19 protein-coding genes are annotated in these 26,889 nt (G+C 68.6%); 8 read left to right on the forward strand and 11 right to left on the reverse strand.

The genetic code is table 11. The features are described 5' to 3' along the window. Window positions 1-16 precede the first annotated feature (16 nt). Complete coding sequence (locus tag ABFX45_RS27365; protein ID WP_346132844.1) at window positions 17-1,126, reverse strand: sensor histidine kinase; 1,110 nt, start codon at window positions 1,124-1,126, stop codon at window positions 17-19. Continuing rightward, window positions 1,123-1,764, reverse strand: a complete 642-nt coding sequence (locus tag ABFX45_RS27370; RefSeq protein WP_346132846.1) for a response regulator — start codon at window positions 1,762-1,764, stop codon at window positions 1,123-1,125. The genes ABFX45_RS27365 and ABFX45_RS27370 overlap by 4 nt, the downstream gene beginning before the upstream one ends. Window positions 1,765-2,131: 367 nt before the next feature. Here ABFX45_RS27370 and ABFX45_RS27375 point away from each other — a divergent pair, with 367 nt between their 5' ends. Continuing rightward, the gene (locus ABFX45_RS27375; protein WP_346132849.1) at window positions 2,132-3,547 is read left to right on the forward strand and encodes a cellulose binding domain-containing protein; all 1,416 of its coding nucleotides are present in this window, start codon (window positions 2,132-2,134) and stop codon (window positions 3,545-3,547) included. A gap of 6 nt (window positions 3,548-3,553) precedes the next feature. On the opposite strand, the gene ABFX45_RS27380 is transcribed toward ABFX45_RS27375, so the two are convergent. Then, window positions 3,554-4,396 carry an expansin EXLX1 family cellulose-binding protein gene (locus ABFX45_RS27380; RefSeq protein ID WP_346132851.1) on the reverse strand — a complete coding sequence of 281 codons (843 nt, stop codon included), beginning with the start codon at window positions 4,394-4,396 and terminating at the stop codon, window positions 3,554-3,556. 358 nt (window positions 4,397-4,754) lie between these two features. Between ABFX45_RS27380 and ABFX45_RS27385 the strand changes: the two genes are divergently transcribed. The 6 genes from ABFX45_RS27385 (at window position 4,755) to ABFX45_RS27410 (ending at window position 13,708) form a co-directional block, all read left to right on the forward strand. Continuing rightward, complete coding sequence (locus ABFX45_RS27385) at window positions 4,755-7,628, forward strand: glycoside hydrolase family 48 protein (protein WP_211337434.1); 2,874 nt, start codon at window positions 4,755-4,757, stop codon at window positions 7,626-7,628. Between the two features lie 11 nt (window positions 7,629-7,639). Beyond that, window positions 7,640-8,899, forward strand: coding sequence for a lytic polysaccharide monooxygenase (locus tag ABFX45_RS27390; RefSeq protein ID WP_211337435.1), 1,260 nt, complete (start codon window positions 7,640-7,642; stop codon window positions 8,897-8,899). After that, complete coding sequence (locus ABFX45_RS27395; protein ID WP_146231625.1) at window positions 8,899-9,351, forward strand: hypothetical protein; 453 nt, start codon at window positions 8,899-8,901, stop codon at window positions 9,349-9,351. Before ABFX45_RS27390 ends, ABFX45_RS27395 begins: the two co-directional genes overlap by 1 nt. 20 nt (window positions 9,352-9,371) lie before the next feature. Next, the gene (locus tag ABFX45_RS27400; RefSeq protein ID WP_346132856.1) at window positions 9,372-11,105 is read left to right on the forward strand and encodes a glycoside hydrolase family 6 protein; all 1,734 of its coding nucleotides are present in this window, start codon (window positions 9,372-9,374) and stop codon (window positions 11,103-11,105) included. 150 nt (window positions 11,106-11,255) lie between these two features. Then, a complete protein-coding gene (locus ABFX45_RS27405; protein WP_346132858.1) occupies window positions 11,256-12,665 on the forward strand; it encodes a beta-L-arabinofuranosidase domain-containing protein in 1,410 nt (469 codons plus the stop codon). Window positions 12,666-12,676: 11 nt separating this feature from the next. After that, entirely contained in the window at window positions 12,677-13,708 is a 1,032-nt protein-coding gene (locus tag ABFX45_RS27410) for a LacI family DNA-binding transcriptional regulator (RefSeq protein WP_346132861.1), read from the forward strand. A gap of 40 nt (window positions 13,709-13,748) precedes the next feature. On the opposite strand, the gene ABFX45_RS27415 is transcribed toward ABFX45_RS27410, so the two are convergent. The 6 genes from ABFX45_RS27415 to ABFX45_RS27440 all read right to left on the reverse strand — a co-directional run bounded on the left by ABFX45_RS27415 (window position 13,749) and on the right by ABFX45_RS27440 (window position 21,817). Beyond that, window positions 13,749-15,044, reverse strand: a complete 1,296-nt coding sequence (locus ABFX45_RS27415; RefSeq protein WP_346132863.1) for a ricin-type beta-trefoil lectin domain protein — start codon at window positions 15,042-15,044, stop codon at window positions 13,749-13,751. Window positions 15,045-15,062: 18 nt separating this feature from the next. After that, window positions 15,063-16,355, reverse strand: coding sequence for a CE1 family esterase (locus ABFX45_RS27420; protein ID WP_346132866.1), 1,293 nt, complete (start codon window positions 16,353-16,355; stop codon window positions 15,063-15,065). A 46-nt stretch (window positions 16,356-16,401) separates the two neighbouring features. Next, entirely contained in the window at window positions 16,402-18,963 is a 2,562-nt protein-coding gene (locus tag ABFX45_RS27425) for an extracellular catalytic domain type 1 short-chain-length polyhydroxyalkanoate depolymerase (protein ID WP_346132868.1), read from the reverse strand. After that, the gene (locus ABFX45_RS27430; protein WP_428834197.1) at window positions 18,960-19,586 is read right to left on the reverse strand and encodes a carbohydrate-binding protein; all 627 of its coding nucleotides are present in this window, start codon (window positions 19,584-19,586) and stop codon (window positions 18,960-18,962) included. Before ABFX45_RS27430 ends, ABFX45_RS27425 begins: the two co-directional genes overlap by 4 nt. Further along, the gene (locus ABFX45_RS27435) at window positions 19,586-20,353 is read right to left on the reverse strand and encodes a family 43 glycosylhydrolase (protein WP_346132870.1); all 768 of its coding nucleotides are present in this window, start codon (window positions 20,351-20,353) and stop codon (window positions 19,586-19,588) included. Before ABFX45_RS27435 ends, ABFX45_RS27430 begins: the two co-directional genes overlap by 1 nt. An 87-nt stretch (window positions 20,354-20,440) precedes the next feature. Next, complete coding sequence (locus ABFX45_RS27440) at window positions 20,441-21,817, reverse strand: endo-1,4-beta-xylanase (RefSeq protein ID WP_346132872.1); 1,377 nt, start codon at window positions 21,815-21,817, stop codon at window positions 20,441-20,443. Between the two features lie 624 nt (window positions 21,818-22,441). Between ABFX45_RS27440 and ABFX45_RS27445 the strand changes: the two genes are divergently transcribed. Then, a complete protein-coding gene (locus ABFX45_RS27445) occupies window positions 22,442-23,812 on the forward strand; it encodes a glycoside hydrolase family 6 protein (protein ID WP_346132875.1) in 1,371 nt (456 codons plus the stop codon). A gap of 88 nt (window positions 23,813-23,900) precedes the next feature. On the opposite strand, the gene ABFX45_RS27450 is transcribed toward ABFX45_RS27445, so the two are convergent. Together ABFX45_RS27450 and ABFX45_RS27455 are read right to left on the reverse strand one after the other, a co-directional pair. Next, window positions 23,901-24,302: a hypothetical protein gene (locus ABFX45_RS27450; RefSeq protein WP_109638199.1), complete on the reverse strand. Its 402-nt coding sequence runs from the start codon at window positions 24,300-24,302 to the stop codon at window positions 23,901-23,903. A 168-nt stretch (window positions 24,303-24,470) separates the two neighbouring features. Next, a complete protein-coding gene (locus ABFX45_RS27455) occupies window positions 24,471-26,843 on the reverse strand; it encodes an RICIN domain-containing protein (RefSeq protein ID WP_346132878.1) in 2,373 nt (790 codons plus the stop codon). Window positions 26,844-26,889 lie beyond the last annotated feature (46 nt).

Raw genomic sequence — 26,889 nt, forward strand, 5'->3', positions numbered from 1 at the left:
TCCGGTCCCGCGGCGGTCAGCCACGCGCGTGGCCGATGAGCGGGAGCCGCAGCCGCAGCTGGTACCCGCCGTCCGGTGTCGGTCCCGTGTGGAGCTTCCCCTTGAGCAGCGTTGCTCGCTCCTGCAGCCCGACGAGCCCGTGCCGTGCGCTGGGCAGCGCGAGATGCGGCCTGGTGGGCGGGGTGTTGGTCACGGTGACGGTCAGGTCGGTGTCGTCGTGGCTGATGTCGATGGTGGCGCTGGCGCCGGGTGCGTGCTTGCGCACATTGGTCAACGCCTCCTGGATGGTGCGGTAGATGGCGCGCTGCACAGGCGGCTCGAGGCCGTCCGGGGCGTCGCTGACCAGTCGTGCGTCGATCGCGCTGTTGTCGATGAGCCGTGCCAGGTCGGTGAGTGTGGGCTGTGGGGTGAGCTCCGTGGCCGGTGTGCCGGAGGCGCGCAGGAGGTTCACCATGTGGCGCAGTTCGTCGAGGGTGTTGACCGACAGCTGGCGGACGTTCTCGGCTGCTTGTTTGGCGGTGGGGTCCGTGGTGCTGACCTTGAGTGCTCCTGCTTGTACGGCGATCAGGCTCACCTGGTGGGAGACGACGTCGTGCATCTCGCGGGCGAGCTGGTTGCGTTCTCTGGCCAGGATGGCCTCGGCGTCGAGGCGCCGTTCGTGTTCTCGTGCTTGTTCGACCTCGTCGAGCTTCAGCGCCAGTTCGCGCTGGCTGCGCAGGAACTGGCCGAGCAGGATCGGGGCGGCCGCCGGCATCGTGAAGTAGATGAGACCGAGCATCGCGTCGGTGTCCCAGAACTGCGGCGCGACCTCGACCAGCGGGAAAGCGGCGATCCCCGCCGCGACCAGCCAGCAGGCCGTGAGCAGCCACCAGCTGCGATACCGGGAGGACACCGTGTAGAGGGCGACGAGCGTCGCCACGATCGCGCCGGGGAACACGACCGCGGGCAGGGTGGCCACCAGGGCGGGCACCGGCCAGCGGTCGCGCACCAGGATCGCGAGCACGGCGAGCACCACCGTGGCGGTCGCGACCGGTGACGGTTCGGGGATCACGTTCAGCAGTGCCTCGGCCGCGGCGATCAGGATCACCAAGGCGTCGATGAGCCTGGGCGGAACCTTCGGAGTCATGCCCGCCCGTCCTCGAGCAGTCCCGCGCGCTGGGCGACCAGCGCTGCCTGGACCCTGCTGCCGACGCGGAGTTTGGTGAGGATGGCGCTGACGTGGTCCTTCACCGTGCCGACGCTGACGTGGATACGGGATCCGATGTCGGTGTTGGACAGTCCTTCTGCGATCAGCACGAGCACCGCGCGTTCGCGTTCGGTCAGCGAGCCGACCTGTTGGGAGGCTTCGGAGCCGAGGTAGCCGTCGACGACCGTGCGGGTGACCTTGGGGGAGAGCACCACGCCGCCGCTGGCGACGGTGCGGACCATCTGGGCGAGCTGTTCGGGGCCGGTGTCCTTGAGGATGAACCCGGCCGCGCCCGATCGCAGGGCCGTGGCGATGTACTCGTCGGAGTCGAACGTGGTGAGCATGGCGACGACGGGCGGGGATTTCAGGCCCTGCAACTGGCGGAGGACGGTGAGCCCGTCCACGTCCGGCATCCGGATGTCGAGCAGCACGACATCGGGCTGGTGCAGGCTCACCTCGCGCACGGCCTGCGCACCGGTCGGCGTCGCCACGACCTCGATGTCCCCTGCCGCCTGGAGGATGAGACGGAAACCGGTCCGCACCAGCTCCTCGTCGTCCACGACGACAACCCGGATCATGTCACGCTCCTTAGTGGATGCCGCACGCGCTCAGTCTGGCCAACACCGCTGCGGGGCTGCCATCCGGAACCTGGCAGGCAGCGTCCGCCGACTGGCCGGTTCTCACCATCCGGGCGGCGGGGGTCAGCCTACGGTAGTTAAACCTTCAACTACATGTCGGAGAGCAATCAACCGGCTTCGATGCCGTTCGACGACAACTGTCGAACGGCATCGACTTTATTTTCGACGAGCTTCACCGCGCTGTTGAGGATTTGGGCGAAAACGTTGTGGCACAACGGTCTTCACGGTGTCGCGCAAGTGGGCTACCGTCCCGTTGAGAACGTTTCCAGGAACGCGAAAGTCTACAGTGGACAAGAGGGAGTCGAGGGTGCACCGGTCAACGACGACGGCAGCCGCCGTCCTCGCCGCCGCGCTGACGGCGGTTGTCACGTTCAGCGGCGCGCCCGAGGCGGAAGCCGCCACCGGGTGCCGGGTCGACTACAGGGTGACCGACGAGTGGCAGGGAGGCTTCATCGCCTCCGTGGACGTCACGAACCTCGGCGACGCGGTCACCGGCTGGCAGCTGACCTGGTCGTACGGCGGCGGCCAGGCGGTCACGCAGATCTGGAACGGGACGGTGCGCCAGTCCGGCGCCCAGGTCGCCGTCGACAACGTCAGCTACAACGGCTCTCTCGGCACCGGTGCGACCGCGGGCTTCGGCTTCGTCGCGAACGGCCCGACCACCCCGGTTCCGGCGAGCTTCGCACTGAACGGCACGACGTGCACGGGTTCGGCGCCGGCACCGGACGTCCTGGCCCAGGCGCACACCGCCGGCCGGGTCACGAAGTCCGGTCAGTACTCCTGGCCGGGCATCTACTTCGAGGGCAGATTCCGCGGCACCGGTGTCGGGATCGCGCTCAACGACTCGGTCAACGAGTTCGACGTGCAGATCGACGGGCGAACCGTCGCCACGCTGCTGAAGCCGGGCAGGACCACGCACTGGGTGAACAACCTCAGCAACGCCGAGCACACCGTCCGGCTGGTCAAGCGAACCGAAAGCCCGTGGACGACGGCAGGGGAGTTCGGCGGGTTCGTCGCCGTGAGCGGCGGCGAGATCCTCACCAAGCCCGCGGCGCGGACCCGGCAGATCGAGTTCATCGGCGACTCGCTGACCGCGGGCTACGGAAACCTGTCCACGACCCGCGACTGCTCGGCCAACGGCGGCGTCGACCGCAACACCAACACCGACCTGAGCTTCGGTGCGCTCACCGCCCGTTCGCTCAACGCCGACTACCAGGTCAACGCCTTCTCCGGCCGTGGCATGGTCCGCAACTACAACGGCGGTCAGGCGGGCACGAGCTACCGCACCTACTACGACAGGGCGTTGCTCAACGTCGACGGTGACGTGTGGCAGAACCCCGGCACGTGGCGCCCGCAGCTGGTCGTGGTCGGCCTGGGCACCAACGACTTCTCCACCGCGCTCAACCCCGGCGAGCAGTGGCCGACCCAGCAGAGCCTCGTCACCGCCTACAAGGCCGCCTACCAGGAGTTCCTGAACAAGCTGAGGACTCGTTACGGCTCAGGCACGACGATCCTCGTGGGCGTGCCGCAGGCGTCGGGGACGTTCGCCGACGCGGCCCGTCAGGTCGTGGAGGAACGGGGCGACAGCCGGATCCGCTACTGGAACTTCGGCGACCTCGCGCTGGACATGGTCGGCTGCGACTGGCACTTCTCGCAGCGCGACCACCAGCTCATCTCCGGACGGCTCGGCAACGTCATCGCAGGGTTGAACCTGGCCTGGTGAACCGCGTCAGTGCCCGGCGAACTGCAGGCTGGTGGCCTGCAGTTCGCCGGGCTTGACGGGCAAGGGGTCGACGAGCAGTCGCTCGCCGTAGATGTCGGTGACCGCGATGGCGCCGCCGCAGCCGGCCCCCTTCTCGGACAGGAAGTAGTTGTACTCGGCGCGGCCCAGCGCCTGCCACTTCCCACCCGCCTGGACTTCCAGCCTTGCCACCGGATTGCGGTGGTCGACGACCTGGATGCCGCACCACCACTGGCTGGAGCCGGTCTTGTAGCGCACGGAGATGTTCTTCGTCAGCGGCGGGCTCACCAGCGTCCAGGTGATCGGGATCTCGCCCGTGACGGGCGGCGCCAGCATGGCGAACGCCTCCGCGCTCAGATCGAGCTGCCCCACCCGGCACGGCGCCGGGCACAGGTTGGTGATTCGCACCGTGATGCTCTTGCCGTTGTTCGCGCGCACGAGGACGTAGGCGCCGCAGGCCTGTGAGTTCTCGTAGTCGGACCAGTTCATCGCGGCGGTCAGCGGATCGGGGCCGGGGTCGTACGAGCACGCGCCGCCGCCGTCGGAGTCGTAGAACGTCGCCACACCGGTGCGCTGAGTCCCCGGCTTGATCTTCCCGGCCAGCGGGGTGCCGGCGGGCGTGGACGGGGCCGTGGTGGTCGTGGTTGTGGTCGTGGGTGCCGATGTCGCGCTCGGCATCGACGTCGCCTCTCCCACCGAGGGTGGACTGGTCGTCACGGCGGCGGCGACGGCATCACCCGGGATGCCTTGCGGATCGCGCAACGCGATCGCGCCGGCTCCGGCCACCACGAGCAACGCGAGCACTGCGGCCAGCGGCCACCTTCTTGACAACTCAACCCCTGACAAGACAAGACGTTGACAACGACCGGCGCATCCTAGTCGTAAGACTCCGCATCATCGAGCCGGGCTTTCGGCTCGTGGCAACGAAATCTCGTTCTTCTCCGAATATTTCCCGCGTGCTTCGGATGCGGGGCAAGGGGCCAATCTGCTATCTGGGAGCGTTCCCAGGATTCCACTCGAAGGGAGCAGTAAGAGGGACCGGTGGACGAATGGTTGTTGCACCGAACCGCCCAAAGTGCTGGGGAAAAAGGGGTAGTGGTGACTACACCGGTCCCCGGTTGGCCGATATGACCCACGTTACAGTGCCGTGAACTCTGGGAGCGCTCCCAGTTGTCGAGAGGGCGGCGGCATGACTCGACGAACAACGGCACTGATGGCTGCGGCGGTGATGGTGGCCGGCGGGGTACCCGCGATGGCGGCACCAGCTGCGGTTGCCTGCACCGTCAGCTATCAGGTCACCAACGAGTGGAACAACGGATTCGGCGCCAGCGTGTCGATCCGCAACGACGGCGACGTGCTGAACGGCTGGAACCTCACCTGGACGTTCCCTGACGGGCAACGCGTCACCCAGGGCTGGAACGGCAACTTCTCCCAGACCGGGGCCGTGGTCACCGTGACCAACCCAGACTGGGCACGCACGATCCCGGCCGGTGGTTCGGCACAGGTCGGTTTCAACGGCAGCAAGGGTGCGACCAACCGGCCACCGACGGACTTCGCGGTGAACGGCGTGGCGTGCACCGGTCCCAACAAGGCGCCCACGGTCGCGCTCACCGCGCCGACCGGTGGCAGCACCTACACCCTGCCGGCGCAGATCCCGCTGGCGGCGACCGCGCAGGACGACGGCACGGTGGCGAAGGTCGACTTCTACGCCGGTGACCAGTTGATCGCGACTGACACCAGCGCGCCGTACACCGGCACGTGGACGTCACCGACACCGGGCGATCACCCCATCACCGCGCGGGCGACCGACGACCGCGGGCTGGTGGGCAGTTCGGCGCCGGCGATGGTCAAGGTCCTCGCGGGACCCGCGGTGCTGGCATCACCGAGCACGGTCTCGGTCAAGCAGGGGCAGACGGCCACGTTCGACGTCTCCCTGGCCACGGCGCCGAGCCAGCCGGTCACCGTCACGATCGCGGGCACCGGCAGCGCGGATCTGACGGCGACGCCGACGACGCTCACCTTCTCCGGTACGGCGAAGCAGACGGTGACGGTGCGGTCGGCGAACAACGGCGGCGAGCTCGCGACCGCGACGTTCACCGCGTCGGCGCCGGGGCACAGCCCGGCGACCGTCACGGTCAAGGAGATCGACCCGTCCACTTCGGACTTCAACAAGGCGTTCCTCGACCAGTACAACAAGATCAAGGATCCGGCGAGCGGCTACTTCCGCAAGTTCGGCGACCTGCTCGTGCCGTACCACTCGGTGGAGACGCTGATGGTGGAGGCACCCGACCACGGTCACCAGACGACGTCGGAGGCGTTCAGCTACTACCTGTGGCTGGAAGCGAGCTACGGTCGCGTGTCCGGTGACTGGGCGCCGTTCAAGTCCGCGTGGGCCTCGATGGAGAAGTTCATCATCCCGGCGAAGGCCGACCAGCCGACGAACGACTCGTACAACGCGTCGAAGCCGGCGACCTACGCTCCCGAGCACCCGCGCATGGACCGCTACCCGGCGGTGCTGGACAGCAGCATCCCGGTCGGCTCCGACCCGATCGCGGCCGAGCTGAAGTCCGCGTACGGCAACTCGGACATCTACGGCATGCACTGGTTGATCGACGTCGACAACACCTACGGCTTCGGCCGGTGCGGTGACGGCACCACGGCGCCGTCGTACATCAACACCTACCAGCGCGGCTCGTCGGAGTCGGTGTGGGAGACCATCCCGCAGCCGTCCTGCGACACGTTCAAGCACGGTGGCCCGAACGGCTTCCTGGACCTGTTCACCAAGGACGCCTCCTACGCCAAGCAGTGGAAGTACACCAACGCGCCGGACGCGGACGCCCGCGCGGTGCAGGTGGCGCTGCTCGCGCAGGAATGGGCGAACGCGCAGGGCAAGGGAGCCCAGATCGCGCCCGAGATCGGCAAGGCCGCGAAGATGGGCGACTACCTGCGGTACGCCATGTTCGACAAGTACTTCAAGCGGATCGGCAACTGCTCCAGCCCCAGCTCCTGCCCCGGCGGAACCGGCAAGAGCAGCGCGCACTACCTGATGTCCTGGTACTACGCCTGGGGTGGTGCGTACGACACCTCGGCCGGCTGGGCGTGGCGCATCGGTGACGGTGCCTCGCACCAGGGTTACCAGAACCCGTTGGCAGCACACGCTCTCGCCAACGTGCCCGCGCTCAAGCCGTTGTCCGCCACCGGGCAGCAGGACTGGGCGACGAGCCTGAACAGGCAGCTCGAGATGCTGCAGTGGCTGCAGTCGGCCGACGGCGGCATCGCCGGTGGTGTCACGAACAGCTGGGAAGGCCAGTACGCCGCGCCTCCCGCGGGCACGCCGACGTTCTACGGCATGTACTACGACGCCCACCCGGTGTGGCGCGACCCGCCGTCGAACCGCTGGTTCGGTTTCCAGGTGTGGGGTCTCGAGCGCACGGCGGCGCTCTACCGGCTGACCGGTGACGCCCGTGCGAAGAAGATCCTCGACAAGTGGGTGCCGTGGGCGATCGCGAACACCACCACCGGTACCAACTTCCAGATCCCCGCGGACATGGAGTGGACCGGCGCGCCCGACACGTGGAACGCCACCAACCCCGGCGCGAACGCGAACCTGCGGGTCCGCGTGCTCAACCGCAACCAGGACGTCGGCATCGCCGCGTCGCTGGCCAAGGTGCTGCTGAACTACGCGGCGAGGTCGGGCCACGCGGCGGCGAAGACCACCGGCGAAGGGCTGTTGACGTCGTTGCTGGCGCACCAGGACAGCCTCGGCATCGCCACGCCGGAGACGCGCGCGGACTACAACCGGTTCGACGACGTCTACAACGCCTCCACGGGTGAGGGGCCGTACGTGCCGCCGGGCTGGACCGGGAAGATGCCGAACGGCGACCAGATCGGCCAGGGCTCGTCGTTCCTGTCCATGCGGTCGATGTTCCGCAACGACCCGCAGTGGCCGAAGGTCCAGTCCTATCTGGACGGTGGTCCGGTGCCGACGTTCACCTATCACCGGTTCTGGGCCCAGGCGGAGATCGCGACCGCCTTCTCCCTGCACGCCGAGATATTCGGGTGAGGAGTACCGAGATGAGAAAACCAATCGCACTCCTGGCGATCGCCGCGGCGGTCGGCGCGCTCCTCGTGCAGACCAGTGCCCCCGCGCTCGCGCACGGTTCGATGGTCTGGCCCGGTAGCCGCACGTACCTGTGCTACCAGGACGGCCGCGCGGGCAGCGGCGGCGGCGACCTGCAACCGACCAACCCGGCGTGCGTCGCCGCGGTGGCGCAGGGCGGGAAGCAGCCGCTGTGGGACTGGTACGGCAACCTGATCAGCAACGCGGCCGGCCGGCACCGGGAGATCATCCCGGACGGCGACCTGTGCGGCCCGACCACGAAGTACGACGCCTACAACCAGCCGCGCGCCGACTGGCCGGTGACCCAGGTGACGGCGAACGCCACCGTCACGTTGCGGTACAACGCGTGGGCGCCGCACCCCGGCACGTGGGAGCAGTACGTCACCAAGGACGGCTTCGACGTCACGAAGCCGCTCAAGTGGTCGGACCTGGAACCGGTGCCGTTCGACAAGATCACCAACCCGCCGCTGGGCAACGGCGAGTACAGCTGGCAGGCCAGGCTGCCCAACAAGTCGGGCCGGCACATCATCTACTCGCTCTGGCAGCGCTCGGACAGCCCCGAAGCGTTCTACAGCTGTTCGGACGTCGTGTTCGGCGGTGGCGTGCCGGACACCCAGCCGCCCACCGCTCCCGGCACGCCGGTCGCGTCCTCGGTCACCGGCAGCTCCGTGCGGCTGGACTGGCCGGCGTCGTCGGACAACTTCGGTGTGGCCGAGTACCGCGTCTACCGCGGTGACCAGGTGGTGGCGACGTCGACCACGAACTCGGTGACGGTCAGGGGCCTGGCCCCGGACACCGAGTACAGCTTCCGCGTGGTCGCGACCGACTCGGCGGGCAACGCGTCGCCGTCGTCGCCGGGCGTCACGGTGCGCACCGGCAGCGGCAGCGGCACCGGCGCCTGCACGGTCACCTACACCAAACCGAGCACCTGGAACAACGGCTTCACGGCCAACGTGAAGATCGCCAACGGCAGCTCGGAGGCCGTGCGCGCCTGGGAGCTCGTCTGGGACATGCCCAGCGGGCAACGGGTTTCGCAGGCCTGGTCGTCCACGATCACCGTCGTGGACGGGAAGGCCACGGCCAAGGGCGCCTCGTACAACGCGGACATTTCCGCCGGCGGCACGGTGGAGTTCGGGTTCAACGCGGCGACGACAGGGGCGGTGACGGACCCGGTGGGCTTCACGCTCAACGGTGTCTCCTGCGCCATCCCGTGATGAGGGTCCTCCTCGCCCTCTTCGTGGCCGGTTCGGTCGTGTGCGCCATCTTGGTCGCACGCGCCGAACCGGCCCCGGACCCGGCCAAGGGCGTCGACGGCATCGCCGCCTGGCTGAACCAGGTCACCGGGGAATGCACCGACGTGCGCAAGGGCGAGGACTTCGCCGCGTTCGCCGGTGCGGTGCGGGCGAAGGTCTACGGGCCGTACATCGCGGAATGGGGCACCTGCGTCAAACCTCCCTACGAACGGCTGGGGCTGCTGGTGCTCCGGCCGGGACTGGAGGAGGGCTGGCGTGCCGCGCTGGCACGCGGCGAGGTGAAGGGCGACCCGGACCTCGTGTTCGGTGACGGGTTCGCGATCACCGGCTCGACCGGAATGGAGCACCTCGGGCTGAAGAGGCTCGAGTGCACGCCCACCGCGTGCTCGCTCATTCCGATCAAACACCATTGAGAGACAGGAGATCCGGAGCAATGAGGCTCAACGGACAGAGGCGGTGGGCCGCGGCGGGTGTCGTGGTCGCCACCGCCGTCGCGACGTTCGGGGTGGCGCTCAGCGCACCCGCGGGCGCCGCACCTGGCTGCCGTGTCGACTACACGGCGAACAACTGGGGCGGCGGCGGGTTCGGCGGCAAGGTGAAGATCACCAACCTGGGTGACGCCATGTCGAGCTGGACGCTGAAGTTCACCTTCCCCGGCACGCAGCGCGTGACCCAGGGCTGGAGCGCGAACTGGTCGCAGTCCGGTGCGAACGTGACGGCGACGAGCATGTCCTGGAACGGGAACCTCGGCACCGGTGCGTCGACCGAGATCGGTTTCAACGGCAGCTACTCCGGCACCAACACCGACCCGGCGTCGTTCTCGCTCAACGGCACGGTGTGCACGGGCGTGCAGCCGCCGACGAGCACGACCACCACCACCACCACCACCACCACGAGCGGCAACCCCAACCCAGGCACCCGCGTCGACAACCCCTACGTCGGCGCGAAGCAGTACATCAACCCGGACTGGTCGGCGAAGGCGGCCGCCGAGCCCGGTGGCAGCAGGGTCGCGAACCAGCCGACCGGTGTGTGGATGGACCGCATCGCGGCGATCACCGGCACGGTCGACTCCCGTGGCCTGGTCGGGCATCTGGACGAGGCGGTGCGCCAGGCGGCGGGCTCACCACTCGTGATCCAGCTCGTGATCTACAACCTGCCTGGGCGCGACTGCTCGGCACTCGCGTCGAACGGTGAGCTCAAGCCTCACGAGATCGACCGCTACAAGGCCGAGTACATCGACCCGATCGCGGCGATCCTCGCCAGGCCCGCGTACAAGGACCTGCGAATCGTCACCACGGTGGAGATCGACTCGTTGCCGAACCTGATCACCAACGTGTCGCCGCGCCCGACCGCCGTCGAGGCGTGTGACGTGATGAAGGCCAACGGCAACTACGTCAAGGGCGTGGGCTACGCGCTCGCGAAGCTGGGCGCGATCCCGAACGTCTACAACTACATCGACATCGGCCACCACGGCTGGCTGGGCTGGGACGACAACTTCGGCCCGACGGCCGAGCTGCTGTACCAGGCGGCGAACGCCGAGGGCAGCAGGGCGTCGAACGTGCACGGGTTCATCGCCAACACCGCGAACTACGGTGCGCTGAAGGAGCAGCACTTCTCGATCAACGACTCGGTGGACGGCAAGTCGGTGCGCGAGTCGAAGTGGGTGGACTGGAACAGGTACGTCGACGAGCTGTCCTACGCGCAGGCGTTCCGGCAGCGCGCAGTGCAGGCGGGCTTCGACGCGAACGTCGGCATGCTGATCGACACCAGCCGCAACGGCTGGGGCGGCGCTGCCAGGCCGACCGGCCCCGGTCCGCGCACGAGCGTGGACGCCTACGTCAACGGCGGCAGGTTCGACCGGCGCATCCACCTCGGCAACTGGTGCAACCAGTCGGGTGCCGGGCTCGGTGAGCGGCCGAAGGCGGCACCGGAGACGGGTATCGACGCGTACGTGTGGATGAAGCCCCCGGGCGAGTCCGACGGCGCGAGCAAGGAGATCCCGAACAACGAGGGCAAGGGCGCCGACAAGATGTGCGACCCGACGTACACCGGCAACATCCGCAACGGCAACAACATGTCGGGTGCGCTGCCGGACGCTCCGTTGTCCGGCAAGTGGTTCTCCGCGCAGTTCCAGGAGCTCATGCGCAACGCCTACCCGGCGCTGTGACGACCGAGCTGCTGTGAGGACAGGACTGCTGTGAACCGGTTCCCGCGCGAATTCCGCTGCGCGGGAACCGCCCGCCGCCGTCGCGGCCGCACCCGCGACGGCGGCGCCTGGCAGTCGCACCGCACGACCCCCTGTGAAAGGTCACGCGCAATGTCCGAAGCCGCGATCGTCCACGCGCCCACCGCAACGGCTCGCCGGGACCTCGGCGTGTCCGCGGACGCGTTCCCGCTCGGCGCGGTGCAGCTGCTGCCCGGACCGTTCCAGGACAACACCTCCCGCACGCACGCCCGGCTGAGGTTCCTCGACCCGGACCGGCTGCTGCACACCTTCCGCCGCAACGTCGGGCTGCCCTCCGAAGTCGTCCCCTGCGGGGGATGGGAGGCGCCGGCCGGTGAACTGCGCGGCCACTCGACCGGGCACGTGCTGACCGCGCTGGCGCAGGCGTTCGCGACCACCGGGGACCTCGCGTTCTCTGTCAGGGCGCACTACCTCGTCGAGCAGCTCGCGCTGTGCCAGGACCGGGCCAGGATCGCCGGGTACAGCACGGGTTACCTCTCGGCCTTCCCGGAGGGCTTCATCGGCAGGGTGGAGGCGCGAGAACCGGTTCGTGCGCCCTACTACACCCTGCACAAGATCATGGCAGGTCTTCTCGACGTGCACCTGCTCGTGGGCGGCACGCGCGCGTTGACCGTGCTCACGCGGATGGCGGCGTGGCTGGGATGGCGGATCGGCAGGTTGTCGCCCACCCACCGGCAGGACGTGCTGGCCACCGAGTTCGGCGGGATGAACGAGGTGCTCGCGAACCTCTACCAGGTCACCGGCGACCCCGCGCATCTCACGACCGCGCGGTACTTCGACCACGCCGAGGTGTTCGACCCGCTCGCACGGGGCGGCGACGAGCTGGACGGCCACCACGCGCACACGCAGATCCCCAAGGCGCTCGGCGCGATCCGCGTGTACCACGCCACCGGCGAGACCCGCTACCGCGACATCGCCGCGAACCTGTGGGAGATCGTCGCGGAGCTGCCGGGCGACACGTGCCAGTGCGACACCTACAACCTGCTGAAGCTGACCCGGCAGCTGTTCCGCACCGACCCCGGCCACACGAGGTACTTCGACCACTACGAGAAGGCGCTCCACCACCTGCTGGGTGGAATCAGGACGTACAGCAACGGCTACGACGACTTCACCTGCTGCCACGGCACCGGCATCGAGACCAGCACCAAGTACGGCGACAGCATCTACTTCCACGCCGGGAACGTCCTGTACGTCAACCTGTTCGTCCCGTCCGTGCTCCACTGGGCCGGCCGGGGCGTCTGGGTGCGCCAGGACACCACCTTCCCGGAGTCCGCCGGCACCAGGCTGACGATCACCGGCTCCGGCTGGATCGACCTGCGCGTCCGCATCCCGTCCCGGGCGGCGGGCGCGGTGTTGCGGGTCAACGGCGTGGCGGAGAAGCCGGTCATCCCTGGGACTTACGCACGCGTGGACCGCCATTGGGTGAGCGGTGACGTCGTCGACCTGAGTCCGGAAACGTTGCACGACGAGCAGTTGGAGTGAAAGGAGGCGGTGTGGTCACCATCGCGGAGGTCGCGCGGCACGCGGGTGTTGCCCCCAGCACGGTTTCCTACGTGCTCACGGGCAAGCGGTCGATCTCGGCGGACACCAAGTCCAGGGTCCGGGAGAGCATCAGGTCACTCGGCTACCAGCCGCACGTGCACACCAGAGGGCTCGGCATCACGAGGACGAACGTCATCGGCCTGGTGCTGCCGCTGCGGGCGGGTACCTACGTGCCCGCGGTGATGCGGTTCGTCACCGCCGCCGTCACGACCGCGCGCAGATATGACATGGATCTGCTGCTGATGACCGCGGACGACGGCCTGCCGGCACTGCGCAGGACCGCGAACAGCGCCCTGGTCGACGGTTTTCTGGTCATGGACGTGGAGAAGGAGGACGCCAGGTTGCCGCTGCTGCGGCAGCTTTCCATCCCGTCCGTCCTCATCGGGAGGCCGGCGGCGGCGCGTGGCCTCACCTGTGTGGACCTCGACTTCGAGGCGGCGGGCGCGAAGTGCGTCGAGCACCTCGCGGATCTCGGTCACCGGTCCATCGGGTTCCTCGGCGCCCCGAGCGCGGTCTACCGGCGCACCACCGGCTTCGCCCACCGGGCGATGACCGGCTTCAGCGCGGCCGCGATGCGCCGGGGTGTCGCGGCGACGGCGCTGTCGGTCGAGGAGGACCACGACTCGGTGCTCAGAGCCACCGAGGTGCTGGTTCGCGCGCACCCGTCGATGACGGCGCTGGTGGTGCACAACGAGGCGGCGCTCGGCGGGATCACCGCGTGCCTGCGCGCGGCGGGACGGCACGTGCCCGGCGACATCGCCGTGGTCGCGATCTGCCCCGACGAGCTCGCCGAGCGGATGTCGCCGCCGCTCACCTCGGTGCGGCTGCCGGCGGAGGAGCTCGGCAGACACGCGGTGGAGCTCCTGGTCGCCAAGCTCGAGGGCAGGCAACCACCACCGCTGGTGCTGCTGCCGCCCAAGCTGTCGCGGCGCGCGAGCACCCCGGATCCGGTCGATCACGCGCCGGCCGCGGTAAGGCAGTAGGTGGGTGCGGGCGGTGGGGATCGCCGCCCGCACCACCCCGTCAGGCCTTCGCCCAGCGCTGGTTGGCGCCGCCCGAGCAGGTGGCCACGGTGACGGCCGCGCCGTTGGCGGTGCCGCCGGAGGTCAGGCACAGTCCTGTTTGGACGCTGGTGACCGTGCCGTTGCTCGTGACGTTCCAGTTCTGGTTGGCGCCGCCGTGGCAGTCCCAGATCTGGACCCTGGCGCCGGAGCCCGCGTTGTTGGGCGCGTCCAGGCACTTGCCCGTCACCTGCAGGGCTTGTCCGTTCTGGGTGAACTGCTGGTTGGCGTTGGTGTGGCAGTCCCAGGTGATCATCTGGGTGCCGTTGGCGGTGCCGGCTCCGTTGACGTCGAGGCAACGGCCGGAGGCCTCACCGCGCAGCCGGAACGTGGTCGGCGTGGGAGGGGCCTCGCCGGTGAAGAACTTCCAGACCTCGTTCTTCACCCAGCTGCGGGCACCGCTCTCACAGCCGGCACACCCGTCCACCGGCCCTTGCTGGTGTCCGCCGTCGAAGGGCGCCCAGACCACCGGGTAGCCGGTGCGGCAGCCCGAGTAGTGGGTGGTGATGTGCGTGTTGCTGCCCCGAGCGGGCTCGGGTGCGTTCTGCGGGGTGCAGCCGTTGTTGCGGACCCATCGGTCGCGCTGGCCGCGGCCGGAGCCGATGTTGTCGCTGATGCCGTGGATGCCCATGTAGGCGACCGGTGCGGTGCCGCCGGAGCACCCGCTGATCTCACCCGGCGAGGCGATGGCCGCGATGGCGCGGAGCATCGTCGGCCGGGAGCACGCGAGCGAGATGCTCATCGCGCCGCCGTAGCTGAAGCCGAGCGAGAAGCGCTGCGCCGGGTCGACGCAGAGGTCGCCCTCGATCCGGCTGATCATGTCGTCGAAGAACCGGACGTCCTCGCCGCCGGAGTTGGCCCAGGCGTTGTTGAGGCCCTGCGGCGCGACGAAGATCGCCGAGTTGTTCGACAGCGCTTTCAGGCCGTAGTGGGCGTAGATCGCGCCGTCGCTGCCGCCGCCGGCGACCTGCTGGGCGGTACCGCCCCACCAGTGGAAGCCGAAGATCAGCCGGTAGCGGCGGTTGGGGTCGTAGTTGTCCGGAACGCTCAAGATGAACTGCCGGGACTTGCCGCTGCTCTGGATCGTGTGAGTGCCGCTGCGCAGCGTGGGTGCCTGGCCGCAGGCAGCCGCCACCGGATCGGAGTTCGCGGCAGGGGGAGGTTGCGCGCCGGCGACACCGGCACCGCTGAACACCAGGGTGGCGGCGGCCGCAGCGACCAGCCACCGCATCCGGCGGGAAACGTTGTTCTGTTGCATGGAGTTCCGCACTCTCTGTCAGGAGGAGATGGCGCAGGTCTTGCCGTTGAGGGAGAAGGAGGCCGGTGCCGAGCTGTCGCCGGTGTGGGTGGCCTGGAAGCCGATCTCGATCGACGCGTTCGGCGCGATGGTGCCGTTGTAGGCCGCGTTTCTGGCGGTCACCTCGCCCGAGGTGGGGGAGTAGGTGGCACTCCAGCCGGACGTGATGTTCTGGCCTCCTGGCAGGGTGAAGACCAGTGACCATCCGTTGATCGGTGTGGTGCCGGTGTTCGTGATGGTGAGGTACGAGATCAGGCCGGTGTTCCACGGATTGATCCTGGCGCCGACGCGGCACTCCGTGTCACCAGGCGGATTCGTGGTGGTAGTGGTCGTCGTCGTGGTGCTCGTAGGGCCGCCGCCGCCCCCGAACTGAGTGATGAACTTCCACGCCTCGCCGGAGGTCCAGGTTCGCCACCCGTCGCCGCCGCCGTCGATCGGGCCTGGCGTGTGGCCGCCGTCGAACGCGGCCCACACCACCGGATAGCCGGCCCGGCACCCGCTGTAGGCGGTGACGATGTGCGTCCGGCTGCCTGCGCTCGGTTCGCGGGGGTTCTGGGCCGTGCAGCCGTTGTTGCGCACGAACCGGTCGCGCAGCGCCCGGCCCTGGCTGATGTTGAGCACGTTGTCGCTGATGCCGTGGATGCCCAGGTAGGCGATAGGATCGTTGCCACCGCTGCATCCGCTGAGCTGTGCACCCGCATACACGACGACCGCGCGGAACACGTTGGCGCGTGCACAGGCGATCGCGTACGACATGCCGCCGCCGTAGCTGAATCCGCCGGCGTAGCGTTGCGTCGTGTCGAGGCACAGGCCCGCGTCCAGCCGCCGGAGCATGTCGTCGACGAAGGTGAGGTCCTGCCCGCCGGGGTTGGCCCAGCCGTTGCCGTTGCCCTGGGGCGCGACGAAGATCGTGCCGTTGCCCGCGGCGTCGGAGAGCCGTCGCAGCCCGTAGTACGACCAGTTGTAGCCGTCGCCGCCGCCGGAGTCGACGTCGTTCGCGGTGCCTCCGCGCCAGTGGAAGCCGACGAACAACCGGTACTGACGGTTCGGGTCGTAGCTCGGTGGCAGCCGCAGGATGAACGAGCGGTTCTGACCGCCGCTGCTGATCGTGTGCTGGCCGCTCGCCAGTGCGGGCGGTTTGCCACACCCCGCCGTGGCCGCCGCCGTGCCGACGTGGTCCGGAGTCGTGCCGCCGAGCGCGATGCCCGCCGCGCCGAGCAGGACGACGGCACTGACGGCGGCGGCCGCGATCGCCGACCTATGCCGGGACATGGCCTGATGCCTTGTGCTTGTGGAACATCGTTGTCCCTTCGGTTCGTCAGACTGGTTGGAGTTGGAATCGCTGGTTGTCGGCCCCGCTCGGGGTCCACTGCGAGATCCGGGCGCCGTCGGCGGACGAGGCCTGCCACACGTCCAGGGCGTGCCCGCTCTGCCGGTTGACGAGGCTGATCACCCCGCCGCCGTGGTCGGTCACCCGCCACTGCTGGCTGGTCGCACCGGTGTCGGCCTGCTGGGTGATGTCGGCGCCGGTGCTCGAGCTCGCGACCTGGAGCACGAGACCGCTGTGCCTGGCCCGGATCCGGTAGTAGCCGCCACCCGCGTCGATGAAGTCGAACTGCTGGTTGAGGCCGCTGGTCTGGGACCACTGCTGCAGCAGCGCGCCGGGCGCGGTGGACACGCCGCTGATGTCGGCGACCTTTCCGCTGTGCCGGGCGATGAGCCGGTAGTGCACGCCCGGCCGCACCCCGGATCCCGAGCCCTGGCCGGTCGCGCGGTAGGTGTGTCCTGTCTGGACGGCGAACACCGCGACGTCGGCTTCCGGTTTGGTGGGCTGGATCGTGGCGCCGGTGGTCGTGTCCCGCAGCTCGAAGGTGCCGGTGAAGATCCGGTTGCGGACGCGGACCGTGCCGTCGCGGTCCGGCGTGACGGACAGGGTGACGGAGCCGTCGGCACCCCAGGTCGCGCCGACCGTGTACCCGCCGCGTCCGCGCAGGCCCGTGACGCTGCCCGCCGGCCACGCCGACGGCAGCGCGGGCAGCACGTGCAGCTCGCCGTTGTGGCTGTGCAGCAGCATTTCCGCGATGCCGGAGGTCGCGCCGAAGTTGCCGTCGATCTGGAACGGCGGGTGCAGGTCGAACATGTTGGGCGCGAGCCGTGCCGTGGTCACGAGGGACCGGATCAGGTCGTGCGCCCGCGAGCCCTCCTCGAGCCGCGCCCAGAAATTGATCTTCCACGCGAGCGACCACCCGGTGCCCGCGTCACCGCGCAGCTCCAGCGTGCGGCGGGCCGCGGTGTGCAGCTGGGGAGTGCCGCGCTTGGTGATCTGGTTGCTGGGGTGCAGGCCGTACAGGTGCGAGACGTGCCGGTGCTCGCGCTCGGTCTCGACCCAGTCGTGCAGCCACTCCATGACGTTGCCGCGCGAACCGACCTTCGTCGGGGCGAGCCGCTGGCGCGCCGACCGCACCTGCGTGCGGAAGTCCGCGTCGACACCGAGGATCTCGGACGCGCTCGCGCAGCCGTCGAACAGGTCGCGCAGGATCTGCATGTCCATCGTCGGCCCGGCGCACACGCTCGCGTTCGCGTGGTGGTTGAGCTCCGGCGAGTTCGACGGGTTGGTGACGAGGTAGCCGAGACTCGGCTCGGTGACGAGCGTGTCGAGGAAGAACTGCGCGCACCCCTTCATCGCGGGGTAGTACGTGCGCAGGAAGTTCACGTCGCCGGTGAACAGGTAGTGGTCCCAGATCATCGTCGAGAGCCACGCCCCGCCCGTCTGCCACATGCCGGCCGCCGCGAAGTCGACGACCGAGGAGCCGCGCCAGGCGTCGGTGTTGTGGTGGGTGACCCAGCCGCGCGCGTTGTACTGCACCTGCGCGGTGCGGGCGCCGGTGATCGTGAGGTCGTTGATCATGCGGAACACCGGCTGGTAGCACTCGCCGATGTTGGTGGTGTCCGCGTGCCAGTAGTTCATCGGCAGGTTGGCGTTCAGCGTGTACTTCGAGTCCCACGACGGGGTCATCTGGTCGTTCCAGATGCCCTGCAGGTTCGCCGGTTGCGAGCCGGGACGCGACGACGAGATGAGCAGGTACCTGCCGTACTGGAACAGCAGGACGGAGAACTGCGGGTCGCTGGTGCTCGCGTGCCGGGTGATCCGGACGTCGGTCGGCTGGTCGGCCGCCGGGGTGCGCCCGAGGTCGAGGCTGACCCGGCCGAACAGCGCCTGGTAGTCGGCGACGTGGCGGGCCCGCAGGGTGTCGAAGGAGAGGCCCTGCGCGGCGTTCAGGCGGCTGCGCGCGATGCCCTGGTAGTCGCCGTTGACCGAGCAGCCCGCCGGGACACCGGAGAACGCCGAGCCCGCGCTGAACACGTCCGGGTACTGGGCGGCCAGCACGTTGGTCATCATCGCGCCGGACGAGAAGCCCGCGACAACGATGCGCGCCGGGTCCACGTTGTAGCGCTGGCGTGCGTGCGACACCATCGCCATGATCCCGGTGGAGTCGCTGCCTCCGTTGCGGCGCAATGCGTTCGCCGTGGACACGTCGAAGCAGCGGCCGTCCCTCGTGGCCTCCGGATAGACGATCACGTAACCGAGGCGGTCCGCTGCGGTGACGTAGTCACGTCCGTTGCCGTTGTGCACGGCGGACGCGGAACCACTGCAGTAGTGGACCATCACCAGCATCGCCGGGCGCGGCGCGACCCGGTCGGGCACGTAGACGTACATGTTCAGGCCGGTGGGGTTGGTGCCGAAGTTCGTGACCCGCACCAGCGACGCGGCGCGTGCCGGTTGCGGCACCAGGGAAAGCGCGACGGCGGCGAGCAGCAGCAGCACCGCCGCGACGAGCGCTACGATGCTGAAGCCGTCCCGGTGGGATCGGGCGGTCATGACGCGGCCACCGGCGTGCGGTTCAGGCCACCCGTGCCGAACTGCCACCAGTTCATGTTGAGCAGGTAGTTGCCGCCACCACTGAACCTCAGGTAGAGGTCACGCGTGCCGGTCAGCCCGCTCACCGGGCACGAGACGTTGGTCCAGGACTGCCAGCCGCCGGTGTTGGGCACCGTGCAGCGGCCGGCGAGCGGGCCGGTCGGGCTGCCGGAGCGGACCTCGACGGAGCTGCCCGCGACGGTGGACGCGACCCTGGCGGTGAAGAGGTTCGCGCCGGAGCCGAAGGCGACGTTCTTCACCTTGATGTAGTCACCGTTGTTGATGAAACCGACGTTCATCCCGCCTTCGCTGGAGGGCTCGGTCTCGATGCCGCTGCCCCACGCGATCGTCTCGGCTTCCTGGCGGACGTAGGGGTTGAGCGTGTCCGCCGGCGGTGGTCCTGCCGTGGTCATGTTGATGGTGGGGATGGTGCCGTCGGCGTTGTAGCTGAACTTCTCCACCGCGACGGACCTGGTGAAGCCGCCACCGCCGGGCAGCGCGCCGTTGTGGTAGAAGAAGTACGAGCTGCCCTTGAAGTCGATGATGCCGGGGTGGTTGGTGAAGCTGCTGCCCTGCGTGGGCATCACGGTGCCGCGATAGGTCCACGGCCCGGTGGGACCGGGTGCGGTGGAGTAGGCGATGTACTCAGAGCAGCACTTGGCCGCGAACACGTTGTAGTACAGGCCGTTGCGCTTGTAGACCCACGGCCCCTCCTCGTAGAGGGTGGGCCGGTTCGGGTCACCGGTGCGCGTGCCGAGCCCGCCGTGGTGAGCGGGATCCTGTTGACACCGCCCGAGAACGAGATCATGTCGGGGTTGAGCTTGACGTACCAGAGGTTGGGGTTGCCCCAGTAGAGGTAGGCCTGGCCGTCGTCGTCGATCATGACCGACGGGTCGATCTCGCCGTTTTCCACCAGCGGGCGGCCGATGGCGTCGCGGAACGGGCCGGTGGGGCTGTCGGAGACACCGACGCCGATGGCCGGGCGTCCGGTGGCCTTGGTGACGACGGGGACGTACCAGTAGAACTTGCCGTTGCGCTGCACGGCTTGGCCTGCCCACGCGTCCTGTTTCGCCCAGCTGAACGTGGCGAGGCTCATCGGTGCGCCGTGGTCGGTCCAGTTCACCATGTCGGCCGACGACCAGACCCGCCACTCCTTCATGGTGAACCAGGTCGAGCCGTCCTCGTCGTGCCCGGTGTAGAGGTAGACCCGTCCGTTGTGGACCAACGGCGACGGGTCGGCGGTGTAGATGTGTTGCACAATCGGGTTGTCCGCCCTCGCCGGGGCGGCCACGGTGATGATCAGGCCCACCACCAGCGCGATGTGCGTCCAGAGCTTGCGAGTCGTGGCCATCGTCGTCTCCCGAGGGCAGGGCGGTCCCGCGGATCGGCCTGGAGCCGATCCGCAGGAACCGTTCCTCCGGTTGTTGTGATGCGAACGTCAGTTCGCGGAGCAGGTCGGGTTGAGCCCCGCTCCGCTGCCGGTGCCCTGGAAACCGAACTCGGTGGACTGGCCGGCCGGTACGTTGGCGTTGTAGTCCACATTGGTCCAGTTGACGGTTCCGCTCGTGCCGCTGCGGTTGGCACTCCAGGAGTTGGTGACGGTGCCGTTCGACAGGGTCGTCGTGACCCGCCAGCCGTTCAGCGCGGAGGATCCGGCCGTGACCTTGACCGTCGCGACGAACCCCTCGTTCCACTGGTTCAGCGACACCGAAGCGGTGCAGTCACCGGGACCGGGGCCGTTGGACGTCGTGGTCGTGGTCGTGGTTGTTGTCGTGGTGGTCGTCGTCGGGCCAGGACCGCCCGCGTTCAGCGCGTTGAGGACCGAGGTGTAGGCGGCCTTCTTGTTGCCGTTGTTGTCGAACAACAGCGGGGTGCCGTAAGCGCGCCACGAGTCGCTGTCGCGGATGCCCCACACGGTGATGCCGGTGCACCGCGAGACGGCGAGGCAGGCCCGCGTCACGCGGTCGTAGTTGGACGCCTGCGCGCTGCCGGATCCTTCGATGTCCAGCTCGGTGATCTGCACGTCCACGCCGAGGTTGGCGAAGTTCTGCAGGGTCGTCTGGTAGTTGGACGGAACCGGGCTCTGGGCGTTGAAGTGGGACTGCAGGCCGACGCAGTCGATGGGGACGCCGCGGGCCTTGAAGTCCTGCACCATCCGGTAGACGGCCTGGGTCTTGGCGTGCGACCAGTCGTCGGTGTTGTAGTCGTTGTAGCAGAGCTTGGCGCCGGGGTCTGCCGCACGGGCCGCGCGGAAGGCGGCCTCGATCCAGTCGTTGCCGGTGCGCTGCAGGTTGGAGTCACGCCGTGCGCCGCTGCTGCCGTCGGCGAACGCCTCGTTCACCACGTCCCAGGCGTAGATCTTGCCGCGGTAGTAGCTCGCGACCTGCGTGACGTGGTTGAGCATCGCGTTGCGCAGCGCCGTGCCGGACATGTTCTGCATCCAGCCGGGCTGCTGGGAGTGCCACGCCAGCGCGTGCCCGCGCACCCGCTTGCCCTGGTTGCGCGCGTGGTTGACGATCCGGTCCGCGTTGCCGTAGGTGAAGCGGCCCTGGCTCGGCTCGGTCGCGTCCATCTTCATCTCGTTCTCGGCCGTGACCATGTCGAACTCGCGGTTCAGGATCCCGATGTAGGTCGAGTCACTCATCCTGCCCGCGGCCACCGCCGTGCCGAAATAGCGGCCGCTCTGCTGGGCCGCGGCGCCGAGAGTGGTCGCCGCGTTCGCGTTGCCGGCCATGATCAGGGTTGCGCCGAGTGCCGCCGCCGCGACTGTCGAAACGATCGGGACAAGTGACACTGACCTCGATGTCAGTTTCATGTTCCACACTTTCGAGAACTCGCCCGGAATGCGGGCGTGATGGGCAGGACGACGATCCGGGCGCACGTGGTGAGATCCGGTGCGGCGGTACCGGTGCCCTGAGGCGCGCGGATTCGATCAGGTGCTCTGCGCCGTCACCCGCGGCACAGCGGAGAGCCCGTGTCGGGGCCGGAATGTCTTCGGCGCCAACTGAAAGTGTTCACTGCCGTCTCCTTCACACACACGTGCCGGTGAGCGTGGTGAGGGCCGCGAGGGGCTCGCCGTTGCAGGAGTGTTACAGCTCCGTGTTCGCGCTCACAAGAAGTCACCCGGAATTTAGCGGGCAGATTGCCCTGAATGGAGTACAAAAAGAAGGGAGCGCTCCCAATCGTCATGCCAAATGGCCTGAACCACTTCTGACGGAGCCTTGCTGGAATGGATATTGCTAAAGTTAGCGCTAACATTTTAGCGTTGACGCCCGATGGGGGCGTGGCTACGTTGACCCCGAGTCCGGACTCGTTCTCCCGGCGGCCATCCACCGTGTGCCGCTCCTGCGGCCAGGATCCTTCACGCCGCCTGTGGGAGCGCTCTCACGCTTTGTCCGATCCCCCTTACCGCACCAGCAACGACGCTGCGAGGACCTGAATGAGTGACCCCTCATCCCAGCCGCGCTCTCCCGGCACCCCGAGAAACAAGACGACGCGGTGGAAGCCGGCGATGGGCGCCTGCGCGGCCATCGGCGTGCTCGTGGCCGGCACCGTTGCCCTGACCGTGGGCGGAGGCGCCTCGGTTCACGCCGCCGAGTCGGCGTTCTACGTCGACCCGTCGAGCTCCAGCGCGCGCTGGGTGGCCGCCAACCCCGGCGACTCGCGCGCAGCGGTCATCCGCGACCGGATCGCCTCGGTGCCGCAGGCGCGGTGGTACACGACCACCAACACCTCGTCGGTCCGTTCGGAGGTCAGCTCGTTCGTCGGCGCGGCGGCGTCGGCGGGGAAGATCCCGATCCTGGTGGTCTACAACATCCCCAACCGCGACTGCGGCGGCCCCAGCGGCGGCGGGGCGCCCTCGCACGCGGCGTACCGGGCGTGGGTGGACGAGGTGGCCGCGGGGCTGGCCGGGCGTCCGGCGACGATCGTGCTCGAACCCGACGTGCTGCCGCTGATGACGAACTGCCAGAACGCCGACCAGCAGAACCAGACCAAGGCGTCGATGGCGTACGCGGGCAAGAAGCTCAAGTCCGGTTCGGCGCGGGCCAAGGTGTACTTCGACATCGGCCACAGCGCGTGGCTGAACCCCTCGGAGGCCGCGAACCGCCTGCGCGGCGCGGACATCTCCAACAGTGCGGACGGCATCTCGACGAACGTGTCGAACTACCACTACACGTCCAACGAGGTGAACTTCGCCAAGAACGTGCTCAACGCCGTCGGGGACAGCCGCCTCAAGGCCGTGATCGACACCAGCCGCAACGGCAACGGCGCGGCGGGCAGCGAGTGGTGCGACCCTCCCGGCAGGGCGATCGGCACCCCGAGCACGGTCAACACGGGCGACTCGCGGATCGACGCGTTCCTGTGGGTCAAGCTGCCCGGTGAGGCGGACGGCTGCATCGCGCCGGCCGGTCAGTTCGTGCCCCAGCGGGCCTACGAGCTCGCGACCGCGGCAGGCCCCGGTCCGACGACCACCACGACGACCACGGGTAACAACCCCATCGGCGGCTGCCGCGCGAGCCACCGCCTGATCAACCAGTGGCAGGGCGGCTACAGCGCCGAGATCGTGATCGAGAATCGCGGCGCCGCCGTCAACGGCTGGACCTTCACGTTCTCGGCTCCCGGCATGACCGTCCTGCAGGGCTGGAACGGGACGTGGACGGACAACGGCGACACGGTCACCGTTGCCAACGCGGCCTGGAACGGCTCGCTGCCGACCGGTGGTCAGACGACCATCGGGTACAACGCGAACTACAGCGGGCCGACACCTCCGTTCTCGTCGCCGGTGTTGAACGGCACCGTCTGCTCCTGATCCTCCTGGCGACAGGGAGAAAAAACGGTTCCTCGTCCCGGCCATCACCCCGGCCGGGACGAGGAACCGTCGCGTGTGGACGGACCGGTCAGCCGGCCAGTCCGACGTGACCCCAGTACGGGTGGTAGGTCCGCCACGACACCCAGACGTAGGCCAGGTTGTCCTGGCGGACGTCGATGAACCCGCTGCTCTGCGCACCGCGCGAGCAGTCGCTGGAGGAGTAGAAGGTGAGCTCCGGGGTGGAGTCGTTGTCGACGTGCACGCTGGACTTGAACGACTGGCCGGACGGCAGGTTGCGCAGGTAGACGTTCGAGCTGGGGGCGCTCGTGTTGTTCGAGCGTTCGATCAGGACGCAGCGGGTCTCGTTCGGCACCTTCGAGAACGCGATCATGTGCTGACCCGCGGGGGAGTCGGCCTGGGCGGCGGGAGCCAGGACGAGGGCGGCTGCCGCGGCGGCCAGGGCGACTGTGAGTGGTGCGGACTTCGGCATTGCTGATCCTCTCGGAATGTGTCGGCACCGCCAGAGTGACATGCCGATTTCCGGAGGTCAGGGGGTGCGGAACCCTCCCACGCCTGGACTTCATCAGCCTTCGGAACGAGTTCCGAAGGCTTCTGCTGAACGCGGGGCTGGGCGGTACCCCGGCCCCGCGTCAGAGCGTCAGCTGCGCAGGGTCCACTGCTGGTTCGTGCCACCGTGACACGCCCAGAGCTGGATCAGCGTGCCGTTGGCGGTCCCGTTGCCGCTGGCGTCGAGGCACAGCCCGGACTGTGCGCCGGTGATGCTGCCGTTGGCGTTGACGTTCCACTGCTGGTTGGTGCCGCCGTGGCAGTCCCAGAGGATCGCCGCCGTGCCGTTGGTGGTGCCGTTGCCACTGGCGTCGAGGCACTTGCCCTGCACGGTCAGCTGCCTGGAGGCGGTGTGGTTCCACCGCTGGTTCGCGCCACCGTTGCAGTCCCAGAGCCGGGCCCGGGTGCCGTTGCTGGTGTTGGCCACGTCGAGGCAGCGACCCGACTGGGCACCGACGACGGTGACGTTCTCCCTGCCACCGCTGCTGCCGCCCGGTCCGGCGTTCGCCATCACTGCCTGGGCTCCGGCCGGCCAGTTGTTGTTGGTGACGTGGACGTTGCCGTTGACGACGTTGCCTCGGTCGCCGTTGGTCACGTTGGTGCTGTTGTTGGTCGACCAGTTGTTGGTGACCGTCCAGTTGCCCATGTTCTCGCCACCCCAGTAGTTGGCGGTGGCCCAGGTGCCGGTGTTGGAGAAGACGTTGCCGGTGGCGCGGTAGTACTTGGAGCCCTCGTCGAAGTAGAGCCCGAACCAGCCGTTGGTGCGCAGGCAGTAGTTGCCGCTGATTTCCGCGTTCGGGTTCCAGGCGAGGGTGTAGATGCAGCCGCCGTCGGTCATCTGCTGCATGACGTCGTGGACGTAGTTGTTGATGAGCCGGTTGTTGGACGCCGTGGTGGGCGTCGAGTAGCGCGGCTGGTAGTTGTACAGACTGCGGTTGGCGTAGTGGTTGCTGCCGCCCGCGTCGTTGGAGCCCCAGCCGTAGCCGATCGAAAGGCCGGAGTACGGCAGGTTGTAGATCTCGTTGTGCGCCACGGTCGAGGTGTTGACATAGGTGTTGAGCACCGACACGTTGCCCCGGTACTCGACGGCGATGTCGTGGATGCGGTTGTAGCTGACCGTGATGTCCCGGTTGACCATTCGCTGGTCGCTCGGGTGGTGCGCGTCGGCGCGCACGCCGCCGACGATGACGCCGCCCGCCGAGGTCCGGGCGATCTCCGACCGGGTGACCGTGATGCCGGACGCGCCCAGGCCGACGCCGCTGGCGTGTGCGTTGGCGTCGTTGCCGATGCCGATGGCGGTCTGGCCGAGGTTGAAGAACCTGGAGTCGGTGAACGTGATGCCGCTGGCCGCCGAGACCTGCACCGCCGCCGGCATCTGGGACCAGTGCGGCCGCGTCGCCTCGAACTGCGCACAGCCCTGCTGGCACGAGTTGATCCGGTCGGCGGGCCAGTTCCAGTTGCCCGCCATGTAGGCACCGGTCTGCTGGTCGGCGAAGCCCTGGTTGCTGCTGGGGCCGAGCCACGACGTGCCGGTGAAGGTGATGCCGCTGAACGTGATGTTGCGCGCCGGCGCGTCGTACGTGCCGCCGACGTTGACCAGCGACTGCACGACCGGCAGTTCCACGCTGACGTTGCTCATGTTCTGGCCGGCGAGCGGGATGTAGTAGAGGACGCCGGTGCCGGGGTTGATGTACCACTCGCCGGCCGCGTCGAGGAACTCGTACGCGTTGGCCAGGTAGAGCGGGCCCGCCCGGTGCGGCTTGCTGAGCGTGTCGTAGCCGAACGTGTTGTTGTTCCACGCGGGCTGCTGCATCGTGAGGAAGTTCCCGCTGATGCTCTGCACCGGTGAGTACCTGTCGGTGAACGAGTTGACGCTCTCCACCTCGACGCGGTTCTGGTTCGCGAGGTTGTTTAGGTAGTTCAGCGCGCTGTTGGAGAATCGCATGCCCGTGTCGGTGAAGGTGAAGTCGGCACGGTTCACCTGCGTTCGCGCGCGTGTGGCGATGGCGCCGTCGACGTACAGCTGACGGCTGTCGACGCCGGTGCCGATGTTCGCGCGCCAGATGTTCTTGCCGGCATCGGCGACCGACCACCCGGTGACCGCCCTGGCGCCGCTGATGACGGGACGCGCCGACGCGGCGGCCTGCCACAGCACGCGGTAGCCGTTGTTGCCGGAGTCCGCGGCGGTGAACCGCAGCGGCTGGGAGACCCGGTACACGCCGTCGGCGAGCTCCACGACGATGTCGCCGGACATCGTGCTGTTGCGGGACCTCACCGCCGCCTGAGCCCCCGAGAGCGAGCACGGCTCAGCGGCGGTGCAAGCGGTGCCCGAGCCGGAAGGGGAGGCGTAGAGGGTCGTCGTGGCGGCGGAGGCAGGGGGAGCGGTGGCGATCGCGGCGGCCACCACCACCGTGGCGGCTAACGCGAGTCGCCGCCGCACTGCGGGGAACGAGGACGTGGGCAAGGGGACCTCCTGAGGGTGGATGCGGCTGGATCGGCCTCCCGTGGCG

The organism is Lentzea roselyniae (genome assembly GCF_039537795.1).
In the GTDB taxonomy this organism is placed as follows: domain Bacteria; phylum Actinomycetota; class Actinomycetes; order Mycobacteriales; family Pseudonocardiaceae; genus Lentzea; species Lentzea atacamensis.